This is a genomic window from Paenibacillus sp. NN59 (assembly GCF_057597225.1).
Genome location: NZ_CP199678.1, coordinates 3,487,307 through 3,504,236, shown reverse-complemented (window position 1 = coordinate 3,504,236; position 16,930 = coordinate 3,487,307). Strand labels below are relative to the sequence as shown.

At 42.2% G+C, this 16,930-nt stretch carries 15 protein-coding genes; 2 read left to right on the top strand and 13 right to left on the bottom strand.

All coding sequences use genetic code 11. From position 1 onward, the window contains the following. Positions 1 to 11 precede the first annotated feature (11 nt). The 3 genes from ACT89M_RS15365 to ACT89M_RS15355 form a co-directional block, all read right to left on the bottom strand. Positions 12 to 902, bottom strand: coding sequence for an RCC1 domain-containing protein (locus tag ACT89M_RS15365; RefSeq protein WP_154889514.1), 891 nt, complete (start codon positions 900 to 902; stop codon positions 12 to 14). Positions 903 to 1,058: 156 nt separating this feature from the next. After that, positions 1,059 to 1,220, bottom strand: coding sequence for a hypothetical protein (locus tag ACT89M_RS15360; RefSeq protein WP_186809642.1), 162 nt, complete (start codon positions 1,218 to 1,220; stop codon positions 1,059 to 1,061). 145 nt (positions 1,221 to 1,365) lie between these two features. After that, complete coding sequence (locus tag ACT89M_RS15355; protein ID WP_308721747.1) at positions 1,366 to 4,080, bottom strand: glycosyl hydrolase family 95 catalytic domain-containing protein; 2,715 nt, start codon at positions 4,078 to 4,080, stop codon at positions 1,366 to 1,368. Positions 4,081 to 4,210: 130 nt separating this feature from the next. Here ACT89M_RS15355 and ACT89M_RS15350 point away from each other — a divergent pair, with 130 nt between their 5' ends. Further along, positions 4,211 to 5,104: a helix-turn-helix transcriptional regulator gene (locus ACT89M_RS15350; RefSeq protein ID WP_308721748.1), complete on the top strand. Its 894-nt coding sequence runs from the start codon at positions 4,211 to 4,213 to the stop codon at positions 5,102 to 5,104. Between the two features lie 7 nt (positions 5,105 to 5,111). On the opposite strand, the gene ACT89M_RS15345 is transcribed toward ACT89M_RS15350, so the two are convergent. Together ACT89M_RS15345 and ACT89M_RS15340 are read right to left on the bottom strand one after the other, a co-directional pair. Continuing rightward, positions 5,112 to 5,675 (bottom strand): GNAT family N-acetyltransferase, encoded by a 564-nt coding sequence (locus tag ACT89M_RS15345; RefSeq protein WP_308721749.1) that lies wholly within the window; start codon positions 5,673 to 5,675, stop codon positions 5,112 to 5,114. 73 nt (positions 5,676 to 5,748) lie between these two features. After that, on the bottom strand, positions 5,749 to 7,257 hold the full coding sequence (locus ACT89M_RS15340) for an MFS transporter (RefSeq protein ID WP_308721750.1): 1,509 nt from the start codon (positions 7,255 to 7,257) through the stop codon (positions 5,749 to 5,751). A 132-nt stretch (positions 7,258 to 7,389) separates the two neighbouring features. Here ACT89M_RS15340 and ACT89M_RS15335 point away from each other — a divergent pair, with 132 nt between their 5' ends. Continuing rightward, positions 7,390 to 8,211: a MerR family transcriptional regulator gene (locus ACT89M_RS15335; RefSeq protein ID WP_186809643.1), complete on the top strand. Its 822-nt coding sequence runs from the start codon at positions 7,390 to 7,392 to the stop codon at positions 8,209 to 8,211. A 91-nt stretch (positions 8,212 to 8,302) separates the two neighbouring features. Here the strand turns inward: ACT89M_RS15335 and ACT89M_RS15330 are convergent, their stop codons facing one another. The 8 genes from ACT89M_RS15330 to ACT89M_RS15295 form a co-directional block, all read right to left on the bottom strand. Next, positions 8,303 to 9,937 carry a hypothetical protein gene (locus tag ACT89M_RS15330; RefSeq protein ID WP_308721751.1) on the bottom strand — a complete coding sequence of 545 codons (1,635 nt, stop codon included), beginning with the start codon at positions 9,935 to 9,937 and terminating at the stop codon, positions 8,303 to 8,305. Continuing rightward, positions 9,921 to 10,667: an ABC transporter ATP-binding protein gene (locus tag ACT89M_RS15325; RefSeq protein WP_154985484.1), complete on the bottom strand. Its 747-nt coding sequence runs from the start codon at positions 10,665 to 10,667 to the stop codon at positions 9,921 to 9,923. Before ACT89M_RS15325 ends, ACT89M_RS15330 begins: the two co-directional genes overlap by 17 nt. Positions 10,668 to 10,995: 328 nt before the next feature. After that, positions 10,996 to 11,787, bottom strand: a complete 792-nt coding sequence (locus tag ACT89M_RS15320; protein ID WP_154985494.1) for an SDR family NAD(P)-dependent oxidoreductase — start codon at positions 11,785 to 11,787, stop codon at positions 10,996 to 10,998. Beyond that, complete coding sequence (locus ACT89M_RS15315; protein WP_154985483.1) at positions 11,768 to 12,826, bottom strand: AraC family transcriptional regulator; 1,059 nt, start codon at positions 12,824 to 12,826, stop codon at positions 11,768 to 11,770. The genes ACT89M_RS15320 and ACT89M_RS15315 overlap by 20 nt, the downstream gene beginning before the upstream one ends. A gap of 270 nt (positions 12,827 to 13,096) precedes the next feature. Beyond that, a complete protein-coding gene (locus ACT89M_RS15310; protein WP_154889518.1) occupies positions 13,097 to 13,897 on the bottom strand; it encodes a class I SAM-dependent DNA methyltransferase in 801 nt (266 codons plus the stop codon). An 11-nt stretch (positions 13,898 to 13,908) separates the two neighbouring features. Then, a complete protein-coding gene (locus tag ACT89M_RS15305; RefSeq protein ID WP_154888738.1) occupies positions 13,909 to 14,445 on the bottom strand; it encodes an NAD(P)H-dependent oxidoreductase in 537 nt (178 codons plus the stop codon). A gap of 41 nt (positions 14,446 to 14,486) precedes the next feature. Then, on the bottom strand, positions 14,487 to 15,155 hold the full coding sequence (locus ACT89M_RS15300) for a tetratricopeptide repeat protein (protein ID WP_154888740.1): 669 nt from the start codon (positions 15,153 to 15,155) through the stop codon (positions 14,487 to 14,489). After that, positions 15,124 to 16,914 carry a hypothetical protein gene (locus tag ACT89M_RS15295; RefSeq protein ID WP_308721753.1) on the bottom strand — a complete coding sequence of 597 codons (1,791 nt, stop codon included), beginning with the start codon at positions 16,912 to 16,914 and terminating at the stop codon, positions 15,124 to 15,126. The genes ACT89M_RS15300 and ACT89M_RS15295 overlap by 32 nt, the downstream gene beginning before the upstream one ends. Between the last annotated feature and the right edge of the window lie 16 nt (positions 16,915 to 16,930).

Genomic DNA, 16,930 nt, shown 5'->3' with positions numbered 1-16,930 from the left:
TGGGTGTTCTTTTATTTATTCATCATGTTACTCCATCCGCTTACATCACATTGTCCATAATCATTATCACCCACCGCAACCACCGTACCATCTGATTTCAGTCCTATGGTATGGGCACATCCTGCTGAAATAGCTCTAATATCTTGCCATTCACTTACAACGCATTGCTGGTGTTTATTCGAACCCAGAGCAATGACTGTACCGTCCGATTTTAGACCTACCGTATGATAACTTCCTGCGACAATAGCTACAATATCACGCCATCCGCTTACGTCACATTCACCTTCCTTATTCCTACCCACAGCTACTACCGTACCATCAGATCGAAGCCCAACCGTATGAAGATACCCGGCGGATATAGTTAATATGTCGCTCCAATCGTTAACATTACATTGTCCATACTTATTGTTACCAACGGCTATTACTGTACCGTCTAATTTGAGGCCGACTGTATGCCAGTCCCCCGTTGTGACCGCTACAATATCGCGCCAGCTGTTAACGTTGCACTCCCCTTCGTTATTTCGCCCCACGGCAACCACCGTTCCATCTGACTTAACCCCGACAGTACGACACCAGCCTGCTGAAACGGAAACAATATCGCGCCATTCGCTTACATTGCATTGCTCATGTTTATTCCAACCTGTAGATACTACCGTACCATCAGATTTAAGACCGACGGTGTGGGCATTACCCGTGTTCGTAGCCATATGAACATTGCCAGCATCAACTGCGACGATGTGGGTCCAATCACTTACGTTACATTGTCCGTATTTGTTATCACCCACTGCTGTCACTGTACCGTCTGATCGAAGACGGGCGGTATGACGACGACCCGCCGCTATAGTAGAGTTTCTAAGTTGTTTCGTGTCAAACCATGCTTTTTCTCCTGAATTGTAGTCCATATCTCCCTCCACCAATTGAAAACCTGCGATTTTCAAGCAGAATATTTGCACTAATGAAAAAAACCTCAGATGATATAACTATTCTGAGGTTAATCCATTCATTATGTTATCAAAATTCTATCATGTTGCAGTCTTTTAATTCTAGTGACAGTTGTATCAGTTGTTTTCAATACCTTTGATAACTTCAACCTTTTTATCCCCTGCTGTTTTCGCTACCTCTAACGTGGTTGTGCCTTGGATCGCAACGATTACACCAGCAGCTAACATAGAAATGATTAAAGTTGCACTCAGGGCAGTGGAAATTTTTTTCTTGACCATAACAATACCTCCTTCACTGAATAATAACAATATTTCACTTTATTGTTGGGTAATTTCATCGGGTGATTGTATTATAACTTACTGATAATATTTGTAAAAGGATTTTACGATGCTCAAAGAAAGTCAGTTTCTACTGAATCCATATCTATGCTCTACTAAAAACGATTGAAGTCTCCTGATTTTCTTGCAGTGTTAAGTTCACATATTTCTGCTTGCCATGCATGTGAACTTGTACCTCTACTCCATCGACCAGCGCGGTTGTCCATGGCAACCCCGAACTCAGTCGAATGGTGTTATTTTGAATAAGTGAGGACAAAACTACGCTTGTTATCCCCACGGATTGGTCCCAAGACAAACGGCTTACTTGCACTTGTGTTCTTGCCATTAGCCCTTCGATGTGACCCGATATCCAGTCTGAAGAAAGTGCAGGCAACACTTCAATCTCTCCCGTGTTGGAATAGAGCAGTGCTTCCTGTACCGTAGCAACTACACCAAAAGCTGTGTCCGTACAATAACAATGATTTCTACGGTTGGTATCATGATCAGTCATTAAAGAATCATAATAACCCCCTTCGATCATCATCGGCAGAAGTGAATGAAGGACACCATCTGCATTTTTCAAGCGTGCATGTACGAGTGCTTTATGCATCCAGCCATGTCCTGCTGTGGCATCCGTTGTGTTAAACTGGTCTCTGTTTGCCAGAGCTACAGCAGAAGCCGATGCGAGGTCAGCATCACTGTGGGTTTCATACGCAGGCCAGGCAGCATATAAATGACTCAAATGCCGGTGATTGTTGTTTTCAATATACTCGGCCATGGCCCATTCGCAGAGCGCACCATCTTCATCGTAACGATATGCTGGTAACTGTTCCAGCAACTTGTTCCACTTGCCTACCGCTTTGTCATATCCTGGACGCTTTAAAGCCATCTCCGCCTGAATAACCATGTTTAATCCATCTCGTGCTGCAGAAATGTCCATCGTAGCGTTAGCGGTGATGGTGCTGTTATAACCGATTGGGTGATTTTCAGGAGAGTACGTAGGAATAATCATATAACGCTCTCCGGCAAGTAATGATTGTTTGCCTGGTTCATAACGTGATTGTCCCGCAACATCTGTGAAATACTCAGGTGTACAGATTTGCTCCCAGAAGTTAGCCTGTTTAGTGAGCAACGGTAGCAAAATATCTTGAAGCAGATTCAGCGTACCGCGTTCTTTCAAACTAACAAATGCCTCATCAGATAAGCCGTTATCATTGACAGATAACAGCGGTTGCAGACGATCAATGTTCATGTCCTCTACTATGGGAATATCGCGATTGCCGAAACATTGCCAGTATTCAAAAATAGGAAGTAAACACCAGCTCGCGCCGGCATTCCAGTATTCAAAAGGATAGTCGTTATCATATTCGACATGCATAGCACGATCTCCGTCCGAGTTAACACTTACCTGAATCGCATCATGCATGCCGTAGGCCATACGGGCATTAGCTTCAAAATCCGGAGCATTTCTCAGGAAAAATGTAATATATCCAAGCTGAGCCTGTGTCAGACTCCCCGTATTCATGGCTGCGACCTGCAGGTTCACATTCGCATCAAGTGTGTAAATGCCTCTCCATCCCGGATTCCACTCGCCTGTCCACATTCCGTATAAGCGAGGTGCACTGCTTCCGCTGCAACAGATCATAGCATACCGCCCCTGGTTATAGACCTGTTCCATAAATGCATGATTAATTCGGTTTGGGGATGCCCGTTGCAGTTCAATGAGTTTCAGATTATCCACATCTTTGTGTTCCTCATCACCACCGAGAGCAAAACGAACAGTGTTAAATTCACGGGAATGCCATGCGGCATGTAATGAAAGTGCCTGTTCATAATCAAATGCACATTGCGCATGACTATACTTCTCCACGACCGACTGGGTTTGCTGTAACAACTCATCTACAAGGAAGTAGCTTGCGCAGTCGGCAAAGTTCTCTATACTGCCCATTTCATGAGTTCGTCCCGAAGTTGTGATCAGAAATACTGCATCGGCATCTTTAATCTGAATTGCAGGGTTCCGTTCAAGTCCTACATTCATCTCCTCGTGGGTATCTTCCAGCACAATACGTTCCTTCGTACCATTAACAACAATAACTTGAGTGACTCCGGCATATCCTCCATGGCACAACTCACTGCCTGCATGAGATGGATAGTGGGCCACTTGAGCAAGATAACGGGCTTCGGGATCCACCAGTTTTTTGTATCGAAGTGCATGAACTTCGGACATCCCATTATGCGCTCCGTCCATTTGTGAAATATCATCAAGCTGCAACACCATAGTTATTTTTTTGCCAAGATTCGAATGCTCCAGCTTGGTGATGGACACGTCATCAATTCTGGATGTAAACGAAGTCCGTACCCACAGGCCATCGTTGTCACGATATTTTACGCCAGTTTCGGCCGTTTCATAGTTCGTCCAACGTTCATAATCTGCAACTTGTCCTCTGTTCACCATGTTCAAGCGAAGCTGATGACCTGGATGGTAGCTGTAATAGAATGTTCTTACACGGGTCTCACCATTGTTGTGTTTGATTTTCCATTGGTCATTCTGTTCAAATACATTTTGTCTGGCTTCCTGCAATTGACTAGTCAGTTCTGGTGGTATCTCTCTGGGGTCAGCGGAAGGGAAATTGAACCACATATGTTGAAAAATAAAGCTGTCGGAATACGGTGAACCTGACGTGATATAGCCGTTTCTTCCATTACCACTCACCATGCCATCTCTCCAGGCATGACCCGGATTTAAAGCGGGTATTTCGGTATAATGCAGAGCGTAATTGCCTCTATCGTAAAGATTAGTTCGCGTTTTCGTTTTTCCCAACTTCTTCTCCCCCGTTTCCCAATCTTGGATTCATAGATATAATTATAGAGATGAGCAATGGAGTTGTGTTATCACAAGAGCCGACCAAGTTCCGTTCATGATGTCGCATTATGACAGAGGAGAATAGACCATGAATCTACCCCCGATAGATATTGATGATATGGATATCAAGTTAAAACTCGATGACCTTGTCCTTAACGTACTTTATGTAAAATTCGGTTATTTTCATCAAACGATGCCCAAACACAGCCACAGTCATGGAAGCTATGAGCTTCATTATATTCCGAGCGGTAAGGGGCTTCTTATTGCCGACGGCCAGCATTATTCCTTAACGCCCGGCACGTTGTTTATGACTGGCCCTGAGGTCGAGCATGAGCAAATTCCAGATCAAACGGACCCCATGGCTGAGTATTGTATTTTCTTCGAGATTATTACGGGACCACTTCAACTGAAACAAAACACAAGAGATCTTCCGAGAAAGGGGCTTCTCTCTAGGTGGCTACTGGATACGCCTTTCTGGATCGGCCCCGATCAGGAAAACATGATGACTTTATTTGAGATGCTTGCTCGGGAGGTGTCACTCAAACATATAGGTTTTCATCAAATGACATCGAGCATACTTGAGATGATTGTAGCTCGAACAATCAGACATTATCACCAAGGTGCCACCGCGGTACTGAATGCACCTGTTAAAACATTAAATGATAGCAGGCTTGTAACCATTGAGAACAGTTTCTTATATGATTATCAATCCATAACATTGAAACAGCTTGCAGATAAAATTGGACTAAGCACAAGGCAGACAGAAAGGACCGTGCAGAAGCAATACGGAATGTCGTTTAAGGACAAGAAATGGCAAGCGCGTATGGAGGCTACAGCGCAGCTTCTGCTGACGACCGATTTGCCGATTCGAGAGGTAGCGATCGCGGCAGGTTTTTCAACACCGGAACGATTCAGTCATTCGTTTAAAAAATATTATAACCAGTCTCCCTCGAAATATCGGAGTGAGAATCGTATAACCTAGACTGCGTCTAGCTCTTCCGATAAGCAACCCTGTGAAAAGCATTGATATAACGAAATAGCGCCTTACCATCATCAGGCACATGCTTGCTTCTCCCCAGTGGCAACATCATTGCCTGATACGGTTCTGGCACCATGCTATATTGATGAACATAAGAGGTCAGAACGAATCCGTTCCGTTGCCAGAACTGAATGCGTTCCAGATGAGCCTCTGTTGTCCCGAACTCTGCCTCGATAATTATGCCATTGAGCCCATGATCCCTTATTGCCCAATCTCTAAGCTGTTTCAGCATCCATGTCCCTATACCCGACCCACGCAACTTCTGTTCAACCGCGAGATAATCGATGATAAGGATGCGTTCTTCGCCCTTTCCCCCGAGTCCAGTAACGGCCATTGCAACCACTTCTCCATGATGCATGCCCGTGTGTAAATAACCAATCCCCCGATCCAGCATACTGCGAAGAATCACTTTTGGCTTAGCGCCGTATGGAAAAGCCTCTTCATAGATCCGCTCAATCCGCGCCCACAAGGCTTCATCCCAGGTCTCTATCGTTGTAAACTCTAATTCCAGCACTTTTATCGCCTCCAGATGGTTATCACAATTCCTGTCTCATGTTGTCGATCAACAGAGTCTGTTCCCCCTCACCTTATCTCAAGCGCCGCAGTTCTTCTACTTTTTTTATTGATCGTGATCCAACCCATATCATGCTTAATGAAGCAACTACCAATAACACAATAAGGGCTACAATAACAGCAAAAAAGGACTGATCAAACGCAAACCGCGCGGCCTGTTTCAATGTTTCCGAGGCTGTTCCAGGCAGCCCTTCTGCTACGATTAAAGCTTCATCCAAACTATCTTTCACATTTACTGGAACAGTCAATCCTGTTGGGATTTTCATGGTTAATGTGTACACAAGACCTGATAGACTGCCGATTATGGCTATTCCTGTAGCTCCACCAACTTCATATCCCACACTTTCCATCGATGCAGCCATACCTGCTTTTTCATACGGAGCACTACTCATTATAGAATGAGATGCTACCGTCATCCCGCCACCTAAGCCTACTCCAAAAATGGCTAGTCCAAATACCTGACCAGCAATGCCCGAATCAAATTGTACAAGATAGATTCCCAATCCTGCTGCTGTAAGGAATAGAACAGCACCCTTGATATAAATAACATTGAAGCGATTCAAGAGCATTCCGGTCACTGGAGCTGCAATGACAGATGCAAAAGGGATCGTTAACGTATATACTCCGGCTAGTAGTGGGCTGAAACCTTCTATTAATTGAAGGCGTTGCGTCACAATATATTGGATTCCCGTCATAGCAAATAAACCTACCAATGCCGTAATAAATCCTGTGGTAAACAGAGGTATCTTAAATAATGAAAGGTCAATAAGTGGGTCAGAACTTCTGTTTTGACGACGTATAAAGATAACAAGTGCTACAATGCCGACAGCAGCTCCGATTACTGCAAAAGTTACCGAACCTTCGCGGCGAGTAAACTCCTTGATCGCATAAATTAGAGTCACCAAGGCAATCATAATTTGGATTGAACTGGTTAAGTCAAATTTTTTACTTCTATTCCCTTCATGTTTAGGAACGATCAGTATGGTTAGTGCAAATGCTAGTATTGCAATCGGTAAATTAATTAAGAATACAGATCCCCACGAGAAATACTCGAGAAGAAGTCCACCAACAATGGGTCCAAGTCCTGCACCTCCTGAGGCAACAGCACCCCAAATACCAATAGCCAAGCCTAACTCACGCGGATCTGTAAACGTAACTCTGACGATTGCCATGGTAGCAGGCATCATAATCGATGCTCCGACAGCAAGAAGTACCCTTGCCGCGATCAAAACATAGGGGTTGGGAGCAAAAGCCGCAGTAAGTGAAGCGATTGAAAATATAATCAAACCTATTAAGAAAACCCGTTTATAACCCAGGCGGTCTCCTAATGTCCCCATTGCGGGAAGCAAACCCGCCATAACAAGTGAGTAACCATTTAATATCCATAATTTTTGTGAAGCAGTCGCACCTAATTCATGTGTTAACGTTGGCATAGCCGTGTAAAGAATGGTCATATCCATGACGATGAGTAAGAGTGCACTGGATACAATGATTAAAATCATCCAGCGTTTGAATGTTGACATAAGTAATCTTCCTCCGTACGAATTATTTTAAACTTTTAACATATTGAACTATAATGTATAGGGTAACCCTATAGTCAACAAACATTTTCAGCGAATTTAATACATAGCTATAGAGGCATGGAGGATAGAAAAATGTCGAATATATCAAACGAATATTTCACAACCAGTGAACTAGCTAAAACTTGCGGAGTGACTAAACATACCCTTTTTCATTATGATGATATTGGACTGTTAAAACCTGAATTTGTCAATTCTAAAGGCTACCGTTATTATTCCGTTCAACAATGTCTTGTACTTGATTTGATTATTGTGCTCAAAAAAGCCGGGAGTTCACTAGAGGAAATCAAGGTGTTTCTCCAGAAGCAAAATACGCCTCTATTAATCAATATGTTAAAAGAAAAACAGGTGGAGTTGGAAAGAGAACAACGTAGAATTACTCAGATGCAAAATATTTTGACAAGTGCCATCAAGATGACAGAGGAAGCAACAGTAGAGTTACGAAACGCACCAATGATTCTAGAATGCCTAGAGGAATATTTTATAACTACCCAACTGGATATAGGTGATGGTGATAAGGAGTTTGCCAAAAAATTAACCGAACATCGAGACTTTTGTGAAACACACTATATCGATCATGAATTTGCGATTTGGACGATTATAAGTAAAGACCGATTTGAATCCGGGGGCTATTATCCTGAATACATAGCTAACCAAATAAAGACCTCCATTCCTGAAGAAAAGATGTTAATCAAACCTGCAGGTTTATATGCAGTTATAGATCACAAAGGATCATACGATAGCATGCCGCAAACGTATTCTGTCATTAAAAATTTCATTGCACGTAAAGGAATGTATATAAGCGGAGATGTATATGCATTGGAACTGCACACCTATTGGACAGAAAAGAATCCAGACGACTATAAAATAAGGATATTTGTTCAGGTATCACATTGATCTCTTCCTCATTTGCATGCCAGATGAATAACAAAATCCCCCCTTCTTTTTCAAAGGGAGGATTAATGTTAAACGTTTAATATGTTCACTCTCATTTGACTCTAAAATGGTGATGAGCATATTTGCTGACAAGAGGTACAGCACTGAATAGATAACCTACCGTCAACACGATTATGGCAGCAGTTAACAACCAGAGTGCAGTCCCTAGAAAGATCGCGACAACAATACTTAATGAGATAAGAGTGTTCATGATTGTAAAAAGAGGATGATTCGTATCCAACTCGGCTGTGTAGGGCTGGAGCACATAGTACAACAATAGATGATGTACTGAGAAAAAAACAGCCAGCGTAATGATTAAAATCCAGATAGCAAGAAGTGAATCTATATTCCGTCCCTCACTTAATATGAGTACAGGCACACTTGTGACAGCCGCAAAACACAAGCCTAATTTTAAATTGGTGCTTAATATATATTTAAACCTCAAAAGGGAATGCTGTTTCGCATCCTTACGGTAAAATGCATAACGCATAAGTGGTATATCGCAATGATAGAATAACATTTTACAGATTTGACTACCTACCGTCAGACTTAGCATGGCTAGAATGAGTAAAGGCGTAAATCTTTCTACTTCATTCAGCGAAATATGATCTTTGAAAATGAATGCCAAGCAAGATAACAATAAACCAATGATCATAATAGCGATTAAACGTCTGTGGAACGGTGCGAGAAGGAGATTCGAGTGCCTCTTAACAAATAAATCATGCATCTGCTCGTATCCCTTTTTGTTTACGGTGTTCTGGACGCTCTGCTCAATGACATGGAGGTTAGTGGATGAAGGCTGGCTAAGATCGCTCCCCTTCGACTGGATCATTCTTTGTTGAAGATCAGCGATCATGAGTTCTGTGTTCAACAGCGGATCAGCATTATTTGTTACTGCGCGCACTGCGGCTGCATATTCCGTATGTTTGAGCAAAATATACCCGGCGACAGTTCCTGACAACACGATGATGGTCACAAACCAACGTTGATCCAATATCGTAGCCCCAAATAAAGGAATGCTCCATTGGGTTAAAGGAAGGTAAGCGAGAGCAAGTGCGATTAACATTGTTAAACTCGTAGCCCACGTTTTCTGTATGAGAACAATGCCTTTCTGCTGAAATATTGCCAAATGTAAAAATTCGCATAAGACTCTCCAACAAGTCATGATTCCGACGACCAGCAATACATGGCTGATCGAAAAATTGAAAAATAAGGAGACCAGCGTAAAGGCTATCCCTTGATACAAGAAAAATGTGGTATACCTGTGAAACAGTATAGCTCGCATAAATCGAGTTGGCGCTATTCGCATAAGCTTGATCGCAGTATACTTCATCTTATTTGTTTCCAGCACTTTCGCACCCGTTACTGCACCCATCACTCCACTAATGCAAAAATACATGTGAAGAGCGAGTACAAATCGATCCGTATAATGATCTTCCGTCCATAAAAGTATGGGCAATGCGAGCATTCCGCAGAAGTAGATTAAACTTTCTAATAAACCAGCGCCAAACATTAGAACTACTGCGACTGCACCTAATGTGCGTTTCGCCCGGAAAGCAGCATATGTTTGGTCACTAATGAGAGGGCCTACCACCGGTAACCTTTGCATGAAATATATTAAACAGTTGACTAGCGTGATCACCTGCAACTGCCACATGAGAGAAACTGTATTAAAGATTCCCTGCATCGGCATTCTCCTTCTGGCTACCCTCTTCGCCTTCATGTCGCAATAACTCAATAATCTGTGCTTCAAAGTCGGGTTGAGTGAGAATATCAGGTGAAATCCGAGTCAAACTCCCTTGATTTAAAATAACTAACTCGTCGCACAGATCCGTTGCCAGTTGCAGTATGTGAGTTGAAAAAATCAGGATATGGTCCCTTTTCAGATCACGCAGCAGTTGTTTCATCTCGCTCGCAACAATGACGTCAAAGGAAGTGAGCGGTTCGTCCAGTAGAATCACAGCGGGTTTCATCAGTAAGAATAGCATCGTTTGAACTTTATTTTTCATTCCGTGTGAATACTGTTTAATGAGTTTGTGACGGTCTTCTAATGTCATGTGCATCATATCGAATAAGTCATCAATATTGTTTCCTCGCCCTTCGATTACATCAGCGTTAACATCTATAAAAAATCGTACAAACTCATACCCCGTCAGAAATTCTGGCAACATAGGCAGTGAATAAACATAACCTACATCATCTACCTCTAAGTGCCGCGATGTCGCATCGTTAACTAGTTCCATTGCGCCGCCATCCACCTGAATCTCGCCACCTAGGCAATTGAATAATGTTGTTTTTCCAGCGCCATTTCGACCAAGAAGGCCATAGATTTTTCCTTTTTCAAATTGAAAGTTTAGATCGTTTAAAACATTTTTCTCACCAAAACTCTTCCTTACATTCTGTAATACCAGTTTCATTAATTAGCTCCTCGCTTTCAAAACCCTTATTTTCGTCCATATACAAATTGATTAATTGTTTAGTTTTCATACTTATCAATCCCTTCAAATTATTTTCATAAAAGGATAGCCATTCACATCCATTTAGAAGGTAAATCGTCTTAATGGAACCCAGTAGATAATATTGGAAAATTAGACAATTACTTAATCTTGTATTCGATCTTGATTTATAATATTCCTTGTTGTATCTGCAAATAAAAGAAAACGAACTATCGAATGATAGTCCGCTTATGCAAGTTATTGAATTACTAGTTCCTGTCCATGTAAACCACTTATGGCTGTAACTTCATTAGTAAATGGTTGGAACCATTCCTCCATCCATACGAATCGGTGAACCTTTAAATGGCGCTGCATAAGGGCTGCATACAAATGTTGCTAGTCTTCCGATCTCGCTTGGTCTGATGAAACGCTGCAACTCGGATTGGGGAAGATTGGCCGCCATGAACTTTTGTTCTTTCTCATCAAAGGTCAGACTCTCATCCTGGATGACACTCTCTATGATCTGCTCTACATTCTCCGAAAGGGTTGGTCCAGGCATGATCGTATTGACCGTTACTTCCGTACCTTTTGTCCATTGGCTTAGACTCTTCGATAAAGAGAGTAGCATGGATTTGGTTACAGCATATTGCGGCATATGTCCAGGCATCACAGCTTCTTCACTCGCGATAAAGATGACCCTTCCGAAGCCGCTGTCCAGCATGATTGGTAAATAAAACTTGGTCAGTGCGTTTGCGGAAAGAACGTTTGTCTGAATATATTTTTCCCATACAGCGTCGTCTACATCATAATAGGACATGATTTCGTAAATCCCGGCATTGTTGATCAAAATATCAACCTGTGGGAACGTTTTGAACAAAGCTTCACGTTCATCGGCGTTGACGATATCGGCAGCCGCGTTTTGAGGAGAAGTGTTCGGATAGGCAGATTTGATCTCGCGAACGACTCGTTCTACCTCTTCAGCACATCGTCCATTGATAAGTACGTTGACACCTTCTTGGGCTAACTCTATAGCAATCGCTCTACCGATTCCTTTGGTGGAGCCTGTCACCAATGCTGTTTTATTATTTAATCCCATATCCATAAACCATTTCTCCATTTCTGTCTAGTTTGGCGTATCTCTCCGCATGTTCGCTTCGCCAATTGGCAGGTGTATCTCCTTCCCAAGCACGAAATGCACGGTAAAATGAATTCTGATCTTCATATCCGATCAGGAATGCGACTTCCTTGATATCAAGCGATAAGTCTGCCAGGTACATCCGTGCTTGTTCATGCCTTGCCTGGGTGAGCAGATGTACGAAACTTGTTTTCTCATCCGTTAATCGGCGCTGTAAAGTGCGGTCACTCATGCCCAATTCCTTAGCGATAGTCTGTACTTCTGGACGTCCGGCGCTTAAGCTACGCTTCATGATCCATTTGACCATGTCCGACATGGAACGATTTACTTTGTATTCATGTAGCGTATGATCCAGTGCAGGGCTCAAAATCTCAATTAACTCTTCATTGTAGGTGAGGAAAGAAAGATCCAGGTCTTTTCGATGTAACGTCAACCGATTTCTACTGCCATTTGTCCGGACTGGGCAACCAAAATAAGCTTCGAGAGCTTTTTCATCTCCCATCGGTTGAGTAAATTCTACCGCACTTGCAATAAGAGGCCGTCCTGTTCCCTTCCGTCCCAATTCAAGCAGGAATGCTAATGTGATGCCGACCAGTAATGGCGGACAAGTCTGATCGGTGATGATCCACTCCAGATCAATTGTAAAACTCTCCCCCGCATCAACCATCTTTAATCTTTCGGGAGGACAAAGTTGTTTATACCTGGCCATCCGATGCAATGCATCGCGATAATTACGGGCATGATAAGTGGCTAATATCGGCGGTGGATACTTCGTTACTTCATAAACGGTTGCAAGATTGATGAGCCCTTGGGCAATATCGCCTGAAAGGTCAGAATACGCTTGCCAAATAGCATAATATTGAGCGGTATTTACCGTCGTTTCGGAAATGACGGTAAGCGGTAATCCGGCTTTACGAGCTAGATCATATGAGGCAATCCCTAACTGACGCAGTCCTTCCCAGAGACCTTGTGGCATTTTGATACGGTTATAGGAATGGGATGACATTCATTTGTACCTCCTTCTGTTGACTGACACACTCGAATGACAAACCTCCCTCGTCTTCGCTGACTCATGAATATGATGATACCCTTAACTTTCTGATATGTAACTAGCACAGGGTGACAACAGACCAACAAATTACGCCATTTTCTAAACCATATTCAGGTCATGCTACAATCCTTTCTTCGAATATCCTTCCGTGTATTTTAGCTCTATGGAAAACTGTCCCCATTAACATAAAAAGTCGCTAAATTAGCGACTTAAATGAGAGTGTTTTTAATTCCTCGACATGTGTGCTTTCATATTATCAGAAGATTCGTTCTTTTGCGCAACAATAAAAACACGGTCCTCTTCTTCCGGGGTTTCAATAGGAGCGGATAAGTCTTTCATTTTGGAAAAGTGGACTTGGTTCCATCCCACTTCTAGAAGAGAGGCCTTTACTTCATCTAACCTAAAACAGGTATTGGTGATTGAATGTACAAATCTGTCGTAATCCCCATTTTGGTTTTTAGAGAAACCTGTCATATTTGTAACGGCTCTTAAATTCATTTCGTCATAGAAACTTCTAGATACAATCATGGATTCCTCATTGTCCTCAATCACGATATTGGTCCATCCTTTAAGACCTTTATTGGTATTCAGATCAAAAATAAAGATCCCGTGATCATCGGTCACGTTATAAACGGAACGAAAGCATCTCTTTAAGGCATGCATATCAGGTAAATGGTTAAGGGCATCGAATGTTGAAACAATGAGACCAAATTTCTGCTCCAACTTGAAATCAGTTGCATCTGCCTGTACAAATGCAGCCTGTCCTGTCTCAACATATCTAGAATTGTTTCGCTTTGCGTAATTCAACATCCCTGAGGAAAGATCTATACCCGTTACTTGAAATTCTTTTTTTAGAAAATAATGAGCTAAGTGCCCTGTTCCGCAACATAAATCAAGAACGTAATTGTTATCAAGGTGTATTGCCTGTTCAACGTAATATTTCCAAATTCTTGGCGCTGCTTGAAGAGCGAAGTTTGACCATTTTTTATTATATAATCCGGCAAATACATGACCATACGTTTCCATGTTCATCACACTCACGATCTATGTTGGAGTCGATAGGAGACCTCTTGTAACAAACCTAAGAGGACGCTTTTAAACTGTGATTGAGCTTCTTCGCTTAATTCGTTATTCTCTGACAACTCTTTTTCACACACAGAGATTTGCTGAGGAATAACGTGAGCATGTAAAGAACGAAATATTAAGCGCATCGAGTTCAGGGTGTTGATGCCTGATCTCATTCCGCCTGAAGTTGACATTAGTGCGATGGTTTTATTTTTAAATCCTGATCCATCTTGGTAGTCCAGTAAGTTTTTCAGTGCGCCAGAGTACCCTCCATGATACTCTGGCGAAGAAATAATGAAAGCATCAGCCGCCTTTATTTTCTCTGAAACGATATTCATCTCTTCTGTTAGAGGTACTACTGGGCTGTATAAAGGAAAGTTCGAATCACATACACAAATGATCTCTGTATCGTGTCCTTTCTTCTGCAGCGTTCGACTTGCCATGTTTAACAGTTTTTTTCCTAGCGAATTTGGATTCATACTCCCATTAATCAGAACAATTTTAGCCATATCGCTCCTCCTATTTCTACTAAAAAGGTTTTAATTGTTTTTTAATTGGTATTTTTCAATTGTTCTAACCTGCTATTCATTTTTACAATCCATGACTTAACCTCCGTGTCGGCATGTAAACCGTAAGATTCTTGCAAGGCTCCTAAAGCCTTGGGATATTTTTTTAACTTCATATAACTTATCCCGAGCAATCGCCAGCCATAAGCATCTTGGGGATGTTCTTTCAAGTAAGGGGTAAGCCATAAGCATGCTTCTTGTTCTTTCTTAGTACGAATATACAGTAGCGCCAGTTCAGTTATTGCCCATTTTTTATGGACGCTATCTACATAATTGAGATATAACTGCTCCAGATCGTTCGTTCTATTTTGTTTTTTCAGAATTTGTGAATACAACGTAGCGTATTCCAAGTGATCAGGGTGCAATCGGCAAAGCGCAGATAAGCCAGTCGTTGCTTGCATCCATTCTTCCTTCGAAATAGTAGCTTGTACTAAATTATGCCACGCCTTAGAATGACTTGGGTCTTTAAGAACGACATTGTTCCACAGTTGTGTTGCTTTGAATAGGTGGCCGTGAGCAAAATATACATTTCCAAGATGATAAAGGGAATTTGTATCCCTTCTCCAAAAGTAAACAGAGCGCCAAAAGAAAGATAGGATATAATAGGTCACTTTGGATCCCTTATGAGGAGATCGTTGCTCCAGTTTCTTCAACCAATATTCCCCCCGTGTATAACTTAAGTAATAACTTTCTTACGGAGGCCTCCTGCTTTTCTGGAAACTTGTTCAATAAATTGCCTATTGTGATTGGATTTTTGCATTGTGTAAGAACGGTGACGATAGCTGGAGAGATCGTGATAAAGCTATCTTTTTTACAATCATACAGTATACGTGTTTCCTTTCTCTCAATGGCTACGCTAGCGTACTCCTTCTCCTTACCTGGAACAGTTGGTTGCATACTTTTTTCTAATTCCGATAGAGAGTAAGGTAAGGTGTACATTTTACATGAAGGTGAGAGCGACACTACTAAATCCTGCTTCAACACGGGTTCAGCTTCTGAATCCGCTTTTCGAGGTGGATCTAAGAAGAGCTCCGTATCATCTACAGCCAGCACATCACGAGGAAAGTCGTATCTTTCCTTATGTTGAAGCTCCCCTACTAGTGAAGAGGCAAAGCTAAGAAAATGTTTACTGTCCCAACCCGTTTCCGTTCGGAAAGGATAACTCCGTTGCAAATCTTTCTCCGGGTTTTTCTCAGCGATCCGCTCGATTCCGTATTCCTTGGATTTATTCCAAAAGCTGCTACCCTCATAAAGACGGAAAATTTTGAAACGAATATAACGATCTGTCCATTCGGAATGTTCTTTCAGAAAGGATATAAATTCTGTAAATCCTTTCGGAGAAGTCAGCGGATAACCTAGAACGACAGAATGGTACACCGGAAGTTGTTGAGACCTGCATGCTTGCCAAGTTTGAAGCATCTTTTGCTTGACCTGTTCAACGTTATCACTTTCAAGCCAACCCTTGATCTCCCAGTGGACCCACCGTAGCCCTCTACTCTTTAGCCATATCAATTCATCCTCTTTCAAGGATTGATCGAATTTGAGATAGATCCCCCAAGGGACTTCAGTATGTGATTTTTCCAAGCGTTCTCCAAAGTGTAGAGCTTCTTTCAAAGTCGTAGGTTCATACAAATACAGGCGTTTATCCGCTAAGTGCTTGCTCTCGGTTAACCAGGAGAAAAATGAATCGTCCTGCATCCAGTTCTTCTGTACTCGAACATCTCGGTATGGAGTCCAATATTCAGCTGACTCTAATTCCCCGAATCCCCAGCTGATGTCATGCTTAGAGCTTTGATGCAAAATGAAGTCTTGAGGATGTCTAACAGCTATAACCTGGGCTAGATTCATCGGAGGATTGCTGATTAAAGCTCTCCCAAAATCCGAAAAAAACGGGCCAGCCCAGGAAATCGACGCATTTGTATTCTTTTCACGAATAAGGGCTGTCAGCGTGTACGCTGAAACGATTTGTTGATCTGACTCGATCCAAATGATCCATTCTCTCTCTTCGGTTTCTATAATGGATTTCAGGAATGGCTTAAAGGGATTTGTTTTCTCGTCAGTAATGCTCTTCTCCAGTTGCGCTGTACTTTCAGTGGAATACAGTAAATTAATATCATTCATTGCTAATTGAGTTGGGAGATAAGGCAGTTGAAAAAGCTCTATTGCATACCGGATCAGATTTCTTGCCTCTTCTCGTTCGCGTACACCGCATTTTGTCTTCATCGCTTGTACCGCTTCAGGAAGGTTTTTTTCTATGAGGTCCCTTCTCAAAAAGGCCCTAATCAAACCTCTCACATACTCTTGATCTTCTGGTTGAATTTCGTTTCGAACATGCAGGTGATCCCATTCAGATTCAAGTTGTTGATACCGTTCTTTTACCGCATCTGAATCTACGACATCGTTCCAAAACAAAAGATTGGCGTCTACA